Origin of the sequence: Anaerococcus jeddahensis, assembly GCF_001182725.1 — a bacterium.
GTDB classification, from domain to species: Bacteria; Bacillota; Clostridia; order Tissierellales; family Peptoniphilaceae; genus Anaerococcus; species Anaerococcus jeddahensis.
The window spans coordinates 855,541-871,029 of sequence record NZ_CWHU01000005.1; the positions used below are offsets into that span (position 1 = coordinate 855,541).

The 15,489-nt window shown below is 28.2% G+C and carries 15 protein-coding genes and 1 pseudogene; all 16 read right to left on the minus strand.

Features of this window, described 5'->3' with window-relative positions; genetic code table 11:
• Positions 1-76: 76 nt before the first annotated feature.
• The 16 genes and pseudogenes from BN2087_RS07210 to BN2087_RS07275 all read right to left on the minus strand — a co-directional run bounded on the left by BN2087_RS07210 (position 77) and on the right by BN2087_RS07275 (position 15,414).
• Positions 77-2,509: an ABC transporter permease gene (locus tag BN2087_RS07210; protein WP_049691150.1), complete on the minus strand. Its 2,433-nt coding sequence runs from the start codon at positions 2,507-2,509 to the stop codon at positions 77-79.
• Complete coding sequence (locus BN2087_RS07215) at positions 2,502-3,182, minus strand: ABC transporter ATP-binding protein (RefSeq protein WP_049691151.1); 681 nt, start codon at positions 3,180-3,182, stop codon at positions 2,502-2,504. Before BN2087_RS07215 ends, BN2087_RS07210 begins: the two co-directional genes overlap by 8 nt.
• A gap of 47 nt (positions 3,183-3,229) precedes the next feature.
• Positions 3,230-3,388: pseudogene (locus BN2087_RS09195) on the minus strand (sensor histidine kinase); the annotation flags it as partial.
• Positions 3,389-3,404: 16 nt separating this feature from the next.
• The gene (locus BN2087_RS07220; RefSeq protein WP_049691152.1) at positions 3,405-5,876 is read right to left on the minus strand and encodes an ABC transporter permease; all 2,472 of its coding nucleotides are present in this window, start codon (positions 5,874-5,876) and stop codon (positions 3,405-3,407) included.
• Complete coding sequence (locus BN2087_RS07225) at positions 5,869-6,549, minus strand: ABC transporter ATP-binding protein (RefSeq protein ID WP_049691153.1); 681 nt, start codon at positions 6,547-6,549, stop codon at positions 5,869-5,871. Before BN2087_RS07225 ends, BN2087_RS07220 begins: the two co-directional genes overlap by 8 nt.
• Positions 6,550-6,601: 52 nt before the next feature.
• Complete coding sequence (locus BN2087_RS07230) at positions 6,602-7,462, minus strand: sensor histidine kinase (protein ID WP_049691154.1); 861 nt, start codon at positions 7,460-7,462, stop codon at positions 6,602-6,604.
• A complete protein-coding gene (locus BN2087_RS07235) occupies positions 7,462-8,112 on the minus strand; it encodes a response regulator transcription factor (RefSeq protein ID WP_049691155.1) in 651 nt (216 codons plus the stop codon). The genes BN2087_RS07230 and BN2087_RS07235 overlap by 1 nt, the downstream gene beginning before the upstream one ends.
• Positions 8,113-8,218: 106 nt before the next feature.
• Complete coding sequence (locus BN2087_RS07240; RefSeq protein WP_049691156.1) at positions 8,219-9,451, minus strand: MFS transporter; 1,233 nt, start codon at positions 9,449-9,451, stop codon at positions 8,219-8,221.
• Positions 9,452-9,525: 74 nt separating this feature from the next.
• Positions 9,526-9,954 (minus strand): ArsR/SmtB family transcription factor, encoded by a 429-nt coding sequence (locus BN2087_RS07245; RefSeq protein ID WP_049691157.1) that lies wholly within the window; start codon positions 9,952-9,954, stop codon positions 9,526-9,528.
• Positions 9,955-10,100: 146 nt separating this feature from the next.
• Positions 10,101-10,670 carry a hypothetical protein gene (locus BN2087_RS07250; protein WP_049691158.1) on the minus strand — a complete coding sequence of 190 codons (570 nt, stop codon included), beginning with the start codon at positions 10,668-10,670 and terminating at the stop codon, positions 10,101-10,103.
• A gap of 202 nt (positions 10,671-10,872) precedes the next feature.
• On the minus strand, positions 10,873-11,274 hold the full coding sequence (locus tag BN2087_RS09485; RefSeq protein ID WP_342399226.1) for a GNAT family N-acetyltransferase: 402 nt from the start codon (positions 11,272-11,274) through the stop codon (positions 10,873-10,875).
• Positions 11,247-11,372 (minus strand): hypothetical protein, encoded by a 126-nt coding sequence (locus BN2087_RS09525; protein WP_280641599.1) that lies wholly within the window; start codon positions 11,370-11,372, stop codon positions 11,247-11,249. The genes BN2087_RS09485 and BN2087_RS09525 overlap by 28 nt, the downstream gene beginning before the upstream one ends.
• Before the next feature lie 496 nt (positions 11,373-11,868).
• Positions 11,869-12,474, minus strand: a complete 606-nt coding sequence (locus BN2087_RS07260) for a CadD family cadmium resistance transporter (protein WP_049691159.1) — start codon at positions 12,472-12,474, stop codon at positions 11,869-11,871.
• A 498-nt stretch (positions 12,475-12,972) separates the two neighbouring features.
• A complete protein-coding gene (locus tag BN2087_RS07265; RefSeq protein WP_049691160.1) occupies positions 12,973-14,445 on the minus strand; it encodes a hypothetical protein in 1,473 nt (490 codons plus the stop codon).
• A 374-nt stretch (positions 14,446-14,819) separates the two neighbouring features.
• On the minus strand, positions 14,820-15,212 hold the full coding sequence (locus BN2087_RS07270) for a DUF2178 domain-containing protein (protein ID WP_049691443.1): 393 nt from the start codon (positions 15,210-15,212) through the stop codon (positions 14,820-14,822).
• A complete protein-coding gene (locus tag BN2087_RS07275; RefSeq protein WP_049691161.1) occupies positions 15,202-15,414 on the minus strand; it encodes a helix-turn-helix transcriptional regulator in 213 nt (70 codons plus the stop codon). Before BN2087_RS07275 ends, BN2087_RS07270 begins: the two co-directional genes overlap by 11 nt.
• Positions 15,415-15,489 lie beyond the last annotated feature (75 nt).

The following is a 15,489-nucleotide window of genomic DNA, read 5'->3' on the forward strand; positions in this document are numbered from 1 at the left end:
TTTCTAGTTTATATTTTCATTATATAACTTAGCTAATTATATTAACAATATAAAATTACTAGAAAAGGATATTATTCTAAATTGTCCTAATCAAATCAATAGTTGGTCTATCTAATATTCTCTTTAAGGAGAAGTGATAGATGACTAGATTAATACCATAGACGACTAGTGAGAATCCTAGGAAGCTTTTGTAGTCATAATATTTTATTAAAGTACTCATTCTTAAATCAGGAGCAATTATCGATATTATAAAAATAACACCTAAACTCACCATAATAGAAATTGTAAAGGACTTTATCTGTTCTCCAATAAATTCTTTTTGATAGATGTTCTTTAACTCATCTACATCCATTCCACAAGAGTAAAGACTTCCGATTTCTTTTTTTCTACTCATGAGACTTAAATTAATGGATGAGTAACCATTGGTGATATTTAGTACAAAGATGATTGATGCAATTCCTATTACAATTTTTATTAGACTTTTCAAATCATTATATTCATTTTTTGCGGTCTCCTCACCTGTTGTGATATTAAAGCGATCTTCTGGTGAGATTTTACTTCTAATCATGGCCTCTACATATTCTTTTACATCTTTGGTATCCGAATCTTTTATCTTCATATTTAATGTATAGGCATAATTTTTGTATTTCTCATCGCCTGCTTCTTCCATAAGTTTAAAATAAGTGTCAAAATCTGTATAAACTTTTACATCAAATGGTCTTGTTTTCGACTTATATTTTCCCAAATCTGTAATTGTCTTTGAAATTTCAATCGTCTTCTTATGATCATTTAAGTTAATATCTAAAGTCTGTGGGTTTTCAAAATATGGAATTCTCTTTGCCTTAGCTATTGGAATAGAAGAATCTTCTTGAATTGTATTGTAGAGGACAAATTCACCCTTCTTTCCTCCAAGTTCTTTTAAATCTTTTTCTTCCAAGGCGATGATAAATCCATCCATACCTTCTGACTTATATTTTTCTATATTCTTTCTAGCTTCCTCGTCTAATCCAGCTGACTTTGCTTCTTTTGAGAATTCGTTATTGTTTTCTACTTTAACATACTTATCTTTTGAAATATATGACTTCTCGTTAGGAATTTTATCTACAATTTCTTTTAATATTTTTGGGACTTGGTTGTTTTCACTAAAATAATCAACAGAGAAATTATAGCCATCATCGTAAAACGAAAAATCTCTGTAGTAACTTGAGATGCCTATGATGATTATAAACACTGAAATAATTATTATCCCTATGGCAGAAATATATCTCTGTGATTTTATTGAAGCTAAGTTATTGAGTTTTAATTCCTTCCAAAAATCTTTTGCTCTTTTCTTCTTTGATTTGGAAAAATCTATATTCCCTCTTATACCGTCTATAATATCTATTTTAGAAATCCTTTTCGCAGGGGATTTAATGGCTAGTGCCACAATAATAAAAGAAACTAAAACTATTGCTAAACTTAATAAGGGATTAAAGTTTACTAGATTAAATTCACTTAATTGTTTGTCTATTTGAATGTTTTTGTACAGATAATATATAGAGAAAAAGCCTACAAGATGTCCTAAAAGTATTGGAATTCCAGATGTAAGAAGTCCTTCCTTTAGGAGCAAGAGATATATTTGTCCATTGGTAGATCCTATAGACTTGTAAATGGAAAGCTCTCGAATCTTCCTTAGCCCCCAAACCCAAAAGATGTTTTTTATAAAAAACACAAAGACCAATAGACATCCAAGAACTGATAGAACAAGAACAGCTGTGCTCATTATATTTTGTAAGGGTTCGTTTTCTACTCCGTAATAGTTTATGAGACTTTCAGAAAATTCTAAAGTAACTCTTTTGCCCAAGGTCTGATTGATTTCTGCTTGAATTTTATCTCTATCTCTATATGCTTCTTCGAAAGAATGAAATTTTACAAAAGTCCTGAAGATGGTCATTTTATCTTGTAACCCTAAAGCAAAACTTTGTTTACTGTACTTGTTGTAGACATCTCCATAAACACCAACTAAAGTAAAACTCTTAGAACCTTGGCTCTCAAATTTTTCTCTGCCAGTATTTGCACTTGTGGCACCTATCTCTTCGCCATTTAGAAACCTTTTGCCTAAATCAAGTTCTACACGATCGCCTATTTTAAGTTTATTTTTCTCTACTAAGCTTTCAGATAGTACAATTTCGTCTTCCTTTTCAGCAAATCTGCCGCGGGTAAGTCTTGAATACTCCCTCATCTTATTGATTTCTTGGTCTTGGTAGTTTATAACTACTAAATCGTCAGCAAGTTTTCCGTTGTCAGGATTAAGGGACATTTTCCCGACCAAATCTATATCTTCAATGGACTTTAACTTTTTAACATCTTCACTTGAGAGTTCTTCTTTAATCTCCCCATGATAAAAGCTTGAAGCCATATAATTACCATATTTGGATGTCAAGCTTCTATATCCAAAATAAAAAATAATGGTGAAAAATAGACTTACAATAAATAAGGAAATAAAAATGGGAAAATTCTTCTTATTCATTTCTTTCATCTCCTACGATTTTTCCATCGACTATTGTAATAATACGATTTGTTTGTAAGGCTATTTCTTCGTCATGGGTAATTAGGATAATCGTCTGTTTTAAGCTTCTATTGAAATATTTGAAGATTTCTATAATTTCCTTAGAATTTTTCCTATCCAAATTACCTGTTGGTTCATCTGCTAGTATGATAGATGGATTGTAGATAAGACTTCTGGCTATGGCAACTCTTTGTTGCTGACCTCCTGAAAGTTCACTAGGAAAAGAGTCAAGTTTACTTTCTATACCCAGTTTTTTTACTATATCCGAGAATTCATCTTGATTGATTTTCCTTTTATCAAGTTTTAATGGAAGTTCTATATTGTGACGAACTGTTAAGTTGGGAATCAAATTATAAAATTGATAAATTAGTCCGACTTTCCTTCTCCTAAAAAGTGCTAATTCTTTTGATGTATATTTTGAAATGTCATTGCCGTCTATAAATATTTTTCCAGAACTTGGATTGTCAACTCCACCCAACAAGTGAAGTAGAGTTGACTTGCCTGATCCACTTGGTCCAACAATTGCAATAAATTCTCCTTTTTCTATTTTTAAATTAACATCATCAATTGCCCTTACAACATTTTCTCCACTTCCATAAGTTTTTGATAAGTTTTCAGTTCTAACAATTTCCATATGTACCTCCCTCTTTTTGTCTCAATAATAAAGGGTTAAAATGACTTTTAAGTGACATTGTAAAATTTAATTTTAAAAATCGCACCATCTTTTCCATTTTTTACAGATATATCTCCATTGTTTGCCTCAACAATTGATTTTGCCATGGCAAGTCCTATGCCAAAGCCCTTGAAGTCAGGACTTTTGTAAAATCTTACTAATATTCTTACTCATAAGTCCCTCCTAGTCAAATCCTCTTATCAAATCAATGGGATCGATCTTTAAAATATTTTGTAAAGTTGTCTTGTAAATTAAAATATTTATACCATAAATCAAAATTCCAAAAGCAAGGAAATATTTATATTCAAAATAAGGCAACAAAATTTTCATATCCAATGTTGGAGATATTTTTGCAATTACAAATAAAGCAGCAAAACTTACTATTAAAACTATTGCCAGTGATTTAATTTCTTCTAATATAAAATCTCTTGTATATATATGTTTTAGTTCTTCCTCATCTATTCCACAAGAAATTAAAGATCCAATTTCTTTTTTCCTTGCCATTAAACTCAAATTAATGGAAGAATATCCATTAGTTATATTTAAAATGAAAATTATACTTGCAATAGAAATTATCATAAGGCCAAAAGTTTTTACATCTTTCATGCGATTTGCCTCTACATCTTTGCTTGTAGTTAAATTATAAGTTTCATTGTAGGCAATGGAAGAATCTAATCTCTCTTTAACTTCATTCTTTATATCGTCTAACTTATTTTCATCAACTTGCATTGATAGTTCATAGGTGTTTCTTCTCAATTCATTGTTGTTTTTTAAATAATATTTATTCCATTCATCTAATAATTTAAAATATGTTTCAAAATCAACGTATAAATCCACATAAAAAGGTAGTCTTCTTTGCCTAAAGTCCTTTGTGTCATCGATTAATTTATCTACTTTGATTGAATAATTGTAATCTTTTTTCTCTTCTGTTATAGAGTAATTTAAACTATTTATGTTTTTAAAATATTTTGTTGTTTCTGATCCATCAATAGGTGCATTTGGATTGACTTGGACCCTATTTAATAGCAAAGCCTCTCCCTTTTTGCCACCTATTTTTTCAAAAGTTTGATCATCTAAGGCCGTAATAATTCCATCGAGATAAAAATCTTCGCCATTATCATAATATTTGCGGATTGTTTCATCTAAATCAAGAGACCTAAACTCATCTGAATAATTTTGATCCTTACTAAGGGAAATATATTTTTCAGTTGAAAGGAAGGCTCTGTGATTTTCTGTAGTCTTCATTATATCCTTTAAGACATTTGGAACTTCAGCTTCATTTGAATCAATTAGTATATTAATATTCGTATTGTAAGTGTAAGTATTCTTCACCCTATTGTACTTTGCCATAGAGAAAACTATCAAAAAAATTGATACAATTATCATTCCAATTGCAGAAATATATCTCTGAGAAGAAATAGTTTTTAAATTATTTATCTTTAATTCCTTCCAAATATCTTTATTCCTTTTTAGTTTTATATTTTTGTCACTAAAGTTGCCCTTTATACCATCAATTATATTTATCTTTGCGATTTTTTTAGCTGGAGCAAATATTGATATGAAAATTATAAAAAAGCAAATTAATAGAACTACAAGTGAAAGGCTTGGCGAAAATTCTATATACTTGTACTTTTCCTCTACCTCTACAATCCTTTGAATTCCAAGATTGAGGAGGTTGATTCCTCCATATCCGAAAATATGTCCCAAAACTATTGGTAAAAATGAAATTTTTAATCCATCTTTTAAAAGCAATTTATAAATTTGATAATCTGTTGAACCAATTGATTTGTACATTGAAATTTCTCTTATCTTTCTTAGACCCCAAACTGTAAAAATATTTTTTACAAAAAATATAAAAATGAGGATTGTAGCAAATATTAAAATAGAGTCTACAATCACCTGCCTATTTTGTTGTAAAAGACTTCCATCAACATTATAGTAATCTTTCATTATCTCGCTAAATGCAAGTTCTACTTTATCTTTATTCAAGGCAGATGCTATTTCTTTTTCTAAATTATCTTTATTACTATAGGCTTTTCTAAAATTATCAAATCTTACAAAGCTATTGGTTTTTTGACCCTTTCCTATGACAGTAGAAGCATAAAAAACCTTCATATTTTCATTGTAAAGATTTCTTGTGAGACCACTTATTACATATTCTTTGCTATCTTTTCTTATAAATTCTTCATCCTTAGTAACACTTGAAACTGCTTTTATTTGTTTTCCATCAACCAATCTATTTCCAAATTCTACTTTTATCTTATCGCCAATTTTTAAATTTTCTTTTTTTGCAAGACTTTTTGGTATGGTAATTTCATTATCTTTTGTAGCAAAACTCCCCTCTTTTAACATACTATCTTCTAACATCTTGTTAAAACCCTGGTCTATGTAATTTACCACTAAGACATTTTGAGATAGCTTGGCAGAATTATTTTCTACTGCAACTTCTCCTACTTCTTTAATATTATTTATTTCTTTTAATTTACTTGATTCACCAAAAACTGTATCAGAAATAATTTTAGCATCATAAATTGATCTATTCCTAAAATGTTCATAATCAAACTTATTATTTACATATCCAAAGTAAACACAAAATGTAAAGAAAATTGCAGTTATAAAAAGTGAAAGTGAGATTGAGAGATTCTTCTTATTCATTATTCTCATCTCCCACTATTTTCCCATCGACAATTGTTATTACCCTTTCTGCCTCTAGGGCTATAGACTCATCATGGGTGATTACTATAATTGTCTGTTTTAAAGTCCTGTTAAAATATTTTAAAATTTCAATTATTTCTCTTGAATTCTCCCTGTCTAGGTTTCCCGTTGGTTCATCAGCGAGTACAAGAGACGGAGAATAGATAAGACTCCTTGCTATGGCAACCCTTTGTTGCTGGCCTCCTGATAGTTCACTTGGAAAAGAGTTAAGTTTACTTTCTATACCCAATTTTTTAACTATATCTGAAAATTCATCTTGATTTGTTTTTCCTTTATCTAGTTTTAGTGGAAGTTCTATATTATGACGAACTGTTAAATTTGGAATCAAATTATAAAACTGGTAAATTAGTCCAACTTTTCTTCTTCTAAAGTAGGCTAATTCCTTGGAAGAATACTTTGATATGTCGTTACCATCTATATAAACCTTGCCATCATCTGGACTATCCACTCCTCCTATGATATGTAAAAGTGTTGATTTGCCAGACCCACTTGGTCCAACAATGGCGACAAATTCACCTCTTTCAATTTCAAGGTTGACACCGTCTAAGGCAATAACCTTAGAATTGCCCTCACCGTATTCTTTTCTTAAATTTTCAACTTTTAATATTTCCATACTTGCCTCCTTTTTCTTATGTCAAGGTAAGCATATAAAAGTAAAGTGATTTTTAGGTGACATTGTAAAATTTAATTTCAAATCTTGCACCCTCTTTAGTATTTGAAACAGAAATTTCTCCCTTGTTTTTTTCGACAATTGTCTTAGCCATAGCAAGGCCAATTCCAAAACCATTTGAATCAGGGGTTTTATAAAATCGTTTAAAGATTTTTTTCATATTCTCTTTTTCTATTCCTCCGCCATTATCTTCAATGATTAAGCTTGTATAGAGGGGATTTTTGTATGATGAAACCACGATTTTATCACAAATTGGTCTATTATCAGCATTCTTTATAATATTGATAAAAGCTTCTGCTATCCAATAAAAATCTCCACAAATACTATTTTCCTTTAAACTCTCTTCTATTTCTACATTGGTAAATTTTTTAAAATTCAAACTATCCAAAGAATAATCTACTAACTCACCTAAATTAACTTGTTCTTTTTTCATAAGATTTTTGTTAGCATCAAGGCTTGATAGTTTAAGTAAAATATCTGATAGAGAATTTAATCTGATAGTTTGCCTTTTTAAAATTCCTATATCTTCAATATCTGGAAAATCTGGCTCCAAATTTTCTATGGAAAAAAGCATAGATGTAATGGGAGTTTTTATTTGATGAGCGATGTCTTCTAGGTATTCTATTTGCTTTTCACTATTTTTTGTGCTTATCTCTTTGGCTTCTACTATTTCTATAAAAAGTTTGTAAATCTTATCTTCTAAAATCGAAAAATCATCTTGCTTCATTGGGATTTTATAGTCCTGATTTTTCATATTTTCTATCAGATCTATAAGCTCATTTATCCTATTTTTCTTTCTTTTTTCTAAAAAATAATAAAGAAGTCCCAGACTTATTATCCAAAATACATATATCATTAGTCCATCCTATAGCCAATTCCTCTAACAGTAGTGATAACTTCCCTATCAAGTTTTTCTCTAATTCTCTTAATAGTTGATGTGAGAGTATTGTCATTTACAAACCTATCCCTATCTTCCCAGAACATTTCTAAAAGTTGACATCTGGTATAAACTCTATGGGGATTTTTTATAAATAAGACTAGGATTTCATATTCTAGCGAAGTTAAATCTACTAGATTTCCCTTAAAATAAACTTTTGACTGATTTAAATCTATTTTTATATCCTTATAAGATATACTTTTATCTTGTGATATAGGTATTGTCCTTAAAACCGCATCAATTCTTGCCCTTAATATTGCAAGGGAAAATGGTTTAGTTAAATAGTCGTCTGCTCCTTGATCTAGAGATTCAATTATAAAATCTTCATCATTTTTTACTGTTGTTACAATAACTCTTATGTCCTTATCTTTTAATTTTTCTATCAAATGTTGACCTTCTTTATCTGGTAGATTTATATCAAGTAGTGCCACATCTATATCTACATTCATCTTATAGCTTGCTTCATAAAAAGATGATGCAATCTCTACCTCATAACCATTATTAAGCAAATACTTTTCCATTTGTAAAGCTATTTCTTTATTATCTTCTATGATCAAAATATTTTTCATTTCTAATCCCTTCATTTTTAATTTTCAAAAATAACATTACTTTAAGTATAGCATTATATTCTAAATTAAAAGAAATATTTTGGGATTAGTAAATTCGCTAATAAATTCAAATGATTTTATGAAATTTATTAACTGACGGCAATTTTCTTATATTTTCATTTAATGCCCAAAATATATCAACTATAAGTATAATTAAGCTTCCAATAAATATGGCTTTTGAACTCGATAAATATTCTCCAAGATAACCTCCTAATAAGGCACCTATCGGAGCCATAAAAGTAGAAATACCTACCATAGCTCCCATAGCAGAACCGATTTTTTCACTTGGAACTATTATTTGAACCATAGTTTGAGCATAAACATTTACAAGACCAACAACAAACCGTCCAATCCCATACAAAGATACTGCTATTTTTATATTATTTTCAAAATTAGAAAAAAGGATCCAAGCAAAAGCTACAATCATCATTCCATAAATATATAATTTTCCTAAAGATATTTCTTTTAATTTTGGAAATCCAGCAAACAAAGACCCAAGTAAAAGACCTGCTCCCATTCCTGCAAGCATTAAACTATAAAATATTTCATTTTGTGCAAAAGCAGGTAAAACTGCACTTATTGATGTAGCTGAAAAGTTAATGAAAACAATTCCAAAAACTAGGGCAAAAATTCTTGAATCTTTAAATAAATTAAGTCCATCTTTGAGAGATTTGAAGTGATTTTTTATTATATTTCCTTCAAATTTATCTTCTATTTTATTGGAATGGCTAAGTTTTTTTGATAAAAAACAAAATAAAATCCCTGTCAAAATAAAACTTATGGAATCAGCATAAAAAGCTGACATAAAACCAAATATTGATATAATAAAACCTGCAAAGGTATCAAAAATTGCATTTGATCCTTGATAAGCCATAGTCATCAAAGAATTTCCTGTAACAAGTTCTTTTTCAGAAAAAATTTTTGGAAGTAGAGATATTTGACCTGGATAAACAAGTTGATTAATCAATGAAATTATTGGCATTATAATCATTATGTGATAGACACTTAATTTCCCAAATTTATATAAAAATGGAATAATTAAAATTAAAACTGCTTGAAAAAATTGAGATAAAATCAAAAATTTTTTCATATTAATTTTATCCAAAATTGGACTTAATAATAATTGAACTATTGCTGTTGATGAGGTAAGAAAAAGAGTAATACCCGAATAAATTGTAGATCCACTCATTTTATAAACTAGAAGAGTCGATGCAATAGCATAAAGGCTATCTCCAAAATTTGTTATTAGTCGTCCTAAAAGCAGGACATAAAAATCTTTGTTTTTAATCATTTTTAACATTCTCCTTATATTTAACGTTTTAATTAATTTGACAGTTGTGTATTTTTTTACCAGTAAGGATTAACTTACTGGTTTTAAGATAATTTATAAATTTGTACTTGAAAACTTTCTTCAATATCTTCATCTTCACTATATTTTTTTATCAAATCATTTAAGTCTTTTTCAAATGATTCATAGGATTTGCCAGAAATTTTAAAAGAAAATACCTTCTCTTCTAAATTTTTATTAAATATTTCACTATTAGGAATAAAAGCCTTGGCTACTGGCAAAAAATATTTTTGAGTGATGCCATTTATAAGTTCCGTATCAACAACTTCTATAATTTTATTTTGTTCAAGAATTTTTAAGTGGTAGTGAATTTTTGACCTGCTAACCCCAAGAGCATCTGATAAATCTTGAGCATTTTTTGGACTAGTTCCCAAAGTCATAATTATTTTAAGCCTTATAGGATCGCTTACAATATTAATTTCTTCCAGTGAATTTAAAATATGAACCTCTTTCAAAATACACCTCCATATCTTATTTTCTTTATTGTAACTTAAATTTACTATACCGTCAAATAATTTTGAACGTTAAATATTTATAATCAAAAAACTCTCAAAATTTAAAAATCCTGAGAGTGTATAATTAAAATCAAAGTGAATTTTTATTATTCTTTTTCTTTATATGTTTTTAAATTCATCAACACTTCTGTATGAGGTAAATATTTTATGGAAGCTGATACATTATCATAATCATTCCACTTCTCTTCTTCCTTGTCATAAGTTTTGGAATCTATTTCAAAAATTTTAATCTCGTTTTTATCATTATATCCAGAAATTCTATAAAATATTGAGTATTCATAATTCATATCTTCTTCAAAACTTACATAATTAATTTTTAAGGATTTAGGCGACTTTAAATATTTAAAATCTAAAATTGGAGCTTTCAATAAATAAAAAAATCCAATCCCAGATAGTATCGCACAAATCCACCATATAATAATATATTTTTTTCCTTCCTTAAAATAAAAAGCAAATGCTAAGATAAGAGTTATTACAATAACAATAAATAAACGAAAAACACAATCACAAATAAAACCCATAATTCCCTCTTGATAATACCCAAAAGCATGGCTTAGAATCAGATAGAAGGAAGTTATTGAAATTAGTGCAAAAACTAAAAGAACAAAATCAATAAAAACTTTCCATTTAAAAGAAATTTCAGCCCTATTTTCCATTTTCTCCTCCTATAGAATATAATTTCAAAATATTTTCAAATTTATATTAAAATTTTATTAATATTTTGTTAATTTTTTATTTTAATAAGAAAGTCAAGTCCATAATATTGTGCTAATAAATTTTACACAACATTATGGACTTGACATAAACTTAGACCTCTAAAAAAATATGTATATATTTATCTAAGTTAATTAATACTTACTAAAGTATTTTTTCTGCAAGTAAAATTGTTCCGCCTAATATTTCTACTTCTTTGATAAGCTTAAAGCCATTCTTTTTCCAAAAAGCTTTTGACTGAGGATTTCCCTTGTCAATACCTAGGCGAACTTTTGCTTTCCCTATTTTTTTAACATAAACTAGAACACTTTCATTAATTTCAGAGCCGATACCTTGACCTTGGTATAAAATATTTACCATAAAAAATCCAATAAAACAGGTTTCTTCGTCTGGATAGTCATCTAATATATCTAAAATAGCAACTAAAACTTCATCTTCGAAAAATCCTAAATAATATTTATTATCTTCATTTACTCCTTCAGGTTTTAGGTAAAGGTCGCTTAGAATTTGTTCTCTACTTATCTTTGCTTGACGTAATGATAATATAGCTTATTGCCTTGGCACAAACTGTATATGGTTTCAATATCATTTTCTGTAAGTTTTTCAACTTTATAAGTTTTACTCAAGTTTTTTATGGTTAACATTTTTGTCACCTTGAATTCTTCCTCTTTAAATATCAATTATCTTATTTTCTATTCCAACAAACTTTCCAAGTGGTTTGAGTGATCAGTATTGATAAATTTTAATATTTTAAGTAAGCGTCGTATGTGGGAATATATCCATAAGTATATTTCTTATGTTTTAAATTATCTCTAAATCTAAATTTACTTATAATATATAATTATCATTTGTATAAACAAAATAGCACAAATATAGTAGACGAAATTTATTTATTATTTTTGGTTTTGCTAATACATAGTCTTTTGAGTGTTCTTCAAATAAAACTTCTTTTTTCTTATTCAGTTTTTCTATTCGCATAATTTACCTCATATATAACAGGCAAGAAAATAACACTTATTTTCAACATCATACACAATTCTTGCTTCTCACATTTCTTGGGACAGATAAGATAATTTTAAGTAAACAAAAAAGACCTACTAAAGATTTCCTTTAATAGGTCTGAAATATAAAAATAGACTATTAACTTGTAATTAGGGATATGAAATAATTAATCGTTCCATTTTCAGTTAATATATATAGACCGAGTCCAATAAACACGACTGGTACAATTATTTTTTCGTACTTTTCTACAATCTCTCCGATAGCAGAGATTGAGGCGAGATTTTGAGATAATTTGCATAGAATCAAAATTCCTAACGCAAATATTACTAAACTTATACTAATCTCAATCAAACTCTTCCCTGTAAAATAGGGGATATAAATTCCTAAATTATCTCCACCCATTGCCACTGTTAAACTTGTAAATGCTAAGATTTTTGATCCATTTCCGGTAATTTTTCCCTTGATATCTTCTTCATCAATATCTTCATCCACAAAAATTGACCTTATACCAAGACCTAGTGGAATTAGACCAAGGAGTCCGATAATCCAATCTTGTGGAATAAAATTTAAAAAGTAAGCGGCAATAAGACTAACCAGTACAAGCAGTCCTGTACCTATATACTGTCCTGCATAAATTGATTTCAAACCTTTCTTGCCTTGAATGGCGAATAAAATAGTCAAAACAACTAAGTAGTCAATTGATGTAGAGACAAAAACTAATAAAGCGGATACTATTGTTTCCATTATTTCTCCTTTCAAAATGTTTAATTTTTTAGACAATCAAAAATTGACTGCAAATACATTGTGCCTTGGCAGTTGCCAATGGAGACATTTGAAGAAATAACTTCACAATTTTCCCACCTTTCCTTTTAATATTAGTTAAAGTATACTAAAATAGTCGGATTTTGTCAATTATGCTGATAGATATCAACACAAATTATGAAGACTAATAATTAACTTTCTATATGTTCGCATTCCTTACTTATAAAATCCGAATGCTTTAGTCACTAGGCACTATGCCATCAAATATAAGTTTTATAAATAATAATTAATTGAACTCACGTATATAAGTGAAATAGAAAATCGATAGATTTTTTAATTTCTATCGACAACTTTGTATTTCTTTTATATTTTTGAGAAACTCATTTTCCTGACTCTTTCATCTACACTCTCCTATCTAGGTATAATTAAAATATTTCCAATTTTTTAGTCAAATTAAATCTATTTATTAATTTGTAAAATCTATAATTTATTTTTCCCTATATGTTTGTAAAGTTTGAAAAAATTATCTCCATTTTTCAATTGATCCCAAGAAAATTGAATTATATTATCAGAATAATCATCGGTTATCGTTGTTAACCAAATTCCTTCTCTAGAGGCAACCATTGAATATTTGGTATTTAATATTTTCGCATATCCTCTTGCCTGGGTTTTAGATTTTTCTAATAACTTCTTTGTATATATCGAATATTTAGCTTCGACTATTAAATCTGCCTTTTGATGTCCCAATGATATTTCAGGATTTACTACAAAATCAGGTATTAATAAATGATTATTATTTCCAACTCTTATATACAATTGTTTTATATAATCTTCTTCTGTATACCCCAATTTTTTTAATAATGGAATTATAAGCTTCTTTTCTACATCCTTTTCGTTTGCAATTTCAGCATAATTATTATTTATTTCAAATTGAAATCTTTTCAGTGTAGAATTACTCAAATCAAGTATTCTATTATATGATGATGGACTTAGCTCTACCCCATTAATTCCTTGCATATTTTTTCTGACGATTGGAAGTTTAGAAAATATATCATCCTCCTTTAATTTTTTTAAAGGAATCCTATCTAGGTTTATTGGTCTAGATATATAAGTACACCTATAATAATAGAAGAACGGATCATTAAATCCTACTGAAACACTTCTCCATATCGAATCAATAGCGCTTACCGGCGATGTTAAATACATAACTATAGCGTCCCCTACCTCTGTATCAGGATTACATTGCCATGGTATTATAATGTCGTCTTCTTTTGATAAAAATATATCATCTTTAGAGCTTCCAATAAAATAGGCACTGTTCGTATCTGGTATATCATTAACAATAAATGAATTAATACCACCAATATATTTGGGAGCAAAGTCATATATAAATACATAGAGTTCGTATGGATTCATATTATAATTTATCCTAAAATCTTGGAATGTTTCGCAAATTGACATATAGTAAGCAAGTCTACCTATATAATCTTTTTTTGCAGGAATTTTAGGTAATTTTATGTCAAATTCATTAGATATAGTCTCTAGTACATTAAAATTACATTTAAAATAATAAGGGATAAATAACTCAGGTAGTTCTATTGAAAAATATGTAGTGTAGTATTCCATCCAATATGAAAAATGCTCAAAGGCTTCTTTTCCATTATTATTAAAATCTCTCAGAAAGGTTTGCTGAATATAATTTGATACTTCTTTAAAATCATAGCTTTCTGACATAAAAAATCTTATATATTCATTTAAATCTATGAAAAGTTTATCTAGCTGAAATTGTATATCTTTACTAATTACTTCACTTGGACAGTATTCTTTATGAAGTTTATATATAAAATCTTTGTAATTATCTGTATAGGTATTCTGTAGATTTTCCTTGAAAATTTTTATAGCTTCCTTGCCTGGTCCATTCAAATAAAGTTGCCATATATAGTTGTTAAACATTTTTATTACCTGTTAAAATTATTACTAATTTACTTTTTTTATATTTAATGAGACTGTTATATTAAAAACTAGTCTGTCATCCTATTATCTGTTGTTTAGAATTTTTTCTAAAATTGATTATAAATCAATTGTTCTTGCTGCCGTTTTTTTAACATACCCTCATACCATTTTGCCATAGGTCCAAAATTTGAATAAGTTAAATATCTAAACTTGAGCATGTCTTACCTCCTTTAGTATAGATATTGTTAATTTAATTATATCGATAGTCGATACTTGTCAATATAAATTATAATAGTTAATTTAAAACCACCTGCCTTCATCTATAAAGATAAGTTCCAGATGGTTTAACAAATTTAAAAACTAGATTTAATTACTTAGTATCTTTTCTCGTAATAATGGCTTACGAAAAATGTTATAACAGGATATGAAAAGACTCCAAAAGCTAAGATAATTGCTGGTAAAACTGCATTTATAGAAAAACAAATAACAGAAACTATACCCATGATAAGGATAAAAACAGGTGTGACTGCAGCATTCACCTTATCTCTAATTTTTTCATTTCTTTCATCATTAATACTTATCCTATACGAAGGATCTTTCTCCATCTTTTTGTTGTGCATTGTCATAACAAATGATATAGATATACTAACGCTAAAAATAAAAGGAAGTACTTTTTCTAAAATCTTATTATCTTTAACAATAAATAAGGCCAGCAAACTAATAAATGCAATCACATAACCCAAATACCATATTTTTTTATTTTTCATTATCATTTTCCTCCTCATAGATAAAAATATCCTCGATTGCCATTTCAAAATACCTTGCTATCTTAAAGGCTAAAATAATCGAAGGATTATACCTACCATTTTCTAGAGAACCTACTGTTTGCCTTGATACTTCAAGGATCTTTGCAAGTTCTTCCTGAGTAATCCCTCTTTCTTTACGAATTTCTTCCAACTTATTTTTCACATTTACCAACCTCCAACGACAAGCTAGCTTTACATTTATTATAATCACTTTTGTATTTTATGTCAAGTTCACTTT

Excerpts from the sequence above, each read along its gene's own strand:
- BN2087_RS07270 (WP_049691443.1), bottom strand. The coding sequence starts at position 15,212 with ATGAAAAATAAAAAAATATGGTATTTGGGTTATGTGATTGCATTTATT.
- BN2087_RS07235 (WP_049691155.1), bottom strand. The coding sequence starts at position 8,112 with ATGAAAAATATTTTGATCATAGAAGATAATAAAGAAATAGCTTTACAA.
- BN2087_RS07265 (WP_049691160.1), bottom strand. The coding sequence starts at position 14,445 with ATGTTTAACAACTATATATGGCAACTTTATTTGAATGGACCAGGCAAG.
- BN2087_RS07240 (WP_049691156.1), bottom strand. The coding sequence starts at position 9,451 with ATGTTAAAAATGATTAAAAACAAAGATTTTTATGTCCTGCTTTTAGGA.
- BN2087_RS07225 (WP_049691153.1), bottom strand. The coding sequence starts at position 6,549 with ATGGAAATATTAAAAGTTGAAAATTTAAGAAAAGAATACGGTGAGGGC.
- BN2087_RS07260 (WP_049691159.1), bottom strand. The coding sequence starts at position 12,474 with ATGGAAACAATAGTATCCGCTTTATTAGTTTTTGTCTCTACATCAATT.
- BN2087_RS09525 (WP_280641599.1), bottom strand. The coding sequence starts at position 11,372 with ATGTTAACCATAAAAAACTTGAGTAAAACTTATAAAGTTGAAAAACTT.
- BN2087_RS07250 (WP_049691158.1), bottom strand. The coding sequence starts at position 10,670 with ATGGAAAATAGGGCTGAAATTTCTTTTAAATGGAAAGTTTTTATTGAT.
- BN2087_RS07220 (WP_049691152.1), bottom strand. The coding sequence starts at position 5,876 with ATGAATAAGAAGAATCTCTCAATCTCACTTTCACTTTTTATAACTGCA.
- BN2087_RS07230 (WP_049691154.1), bottom strand. The coding sequence starts at position 7,462 with ATGATATATGTATTTTGGATAATAAGTCTGGGACTTCTTTATTATTTT.
- BN2087_RS07215 (WP_049691151.1), bottom strand. The coding sequence starts at position 3,182 with ATGGAAATTGTTAGAACTGAAAACTTATCAAAAACTTATGGAAGTGGA.
- BN2087_RS07210 (WP_049691150.1), bottom strand. The coding sequence starts at position 2,509 with ATGAATAAGAAGAATTTTCCCATTTTTATTTCCTTATTTATTGTAAGT.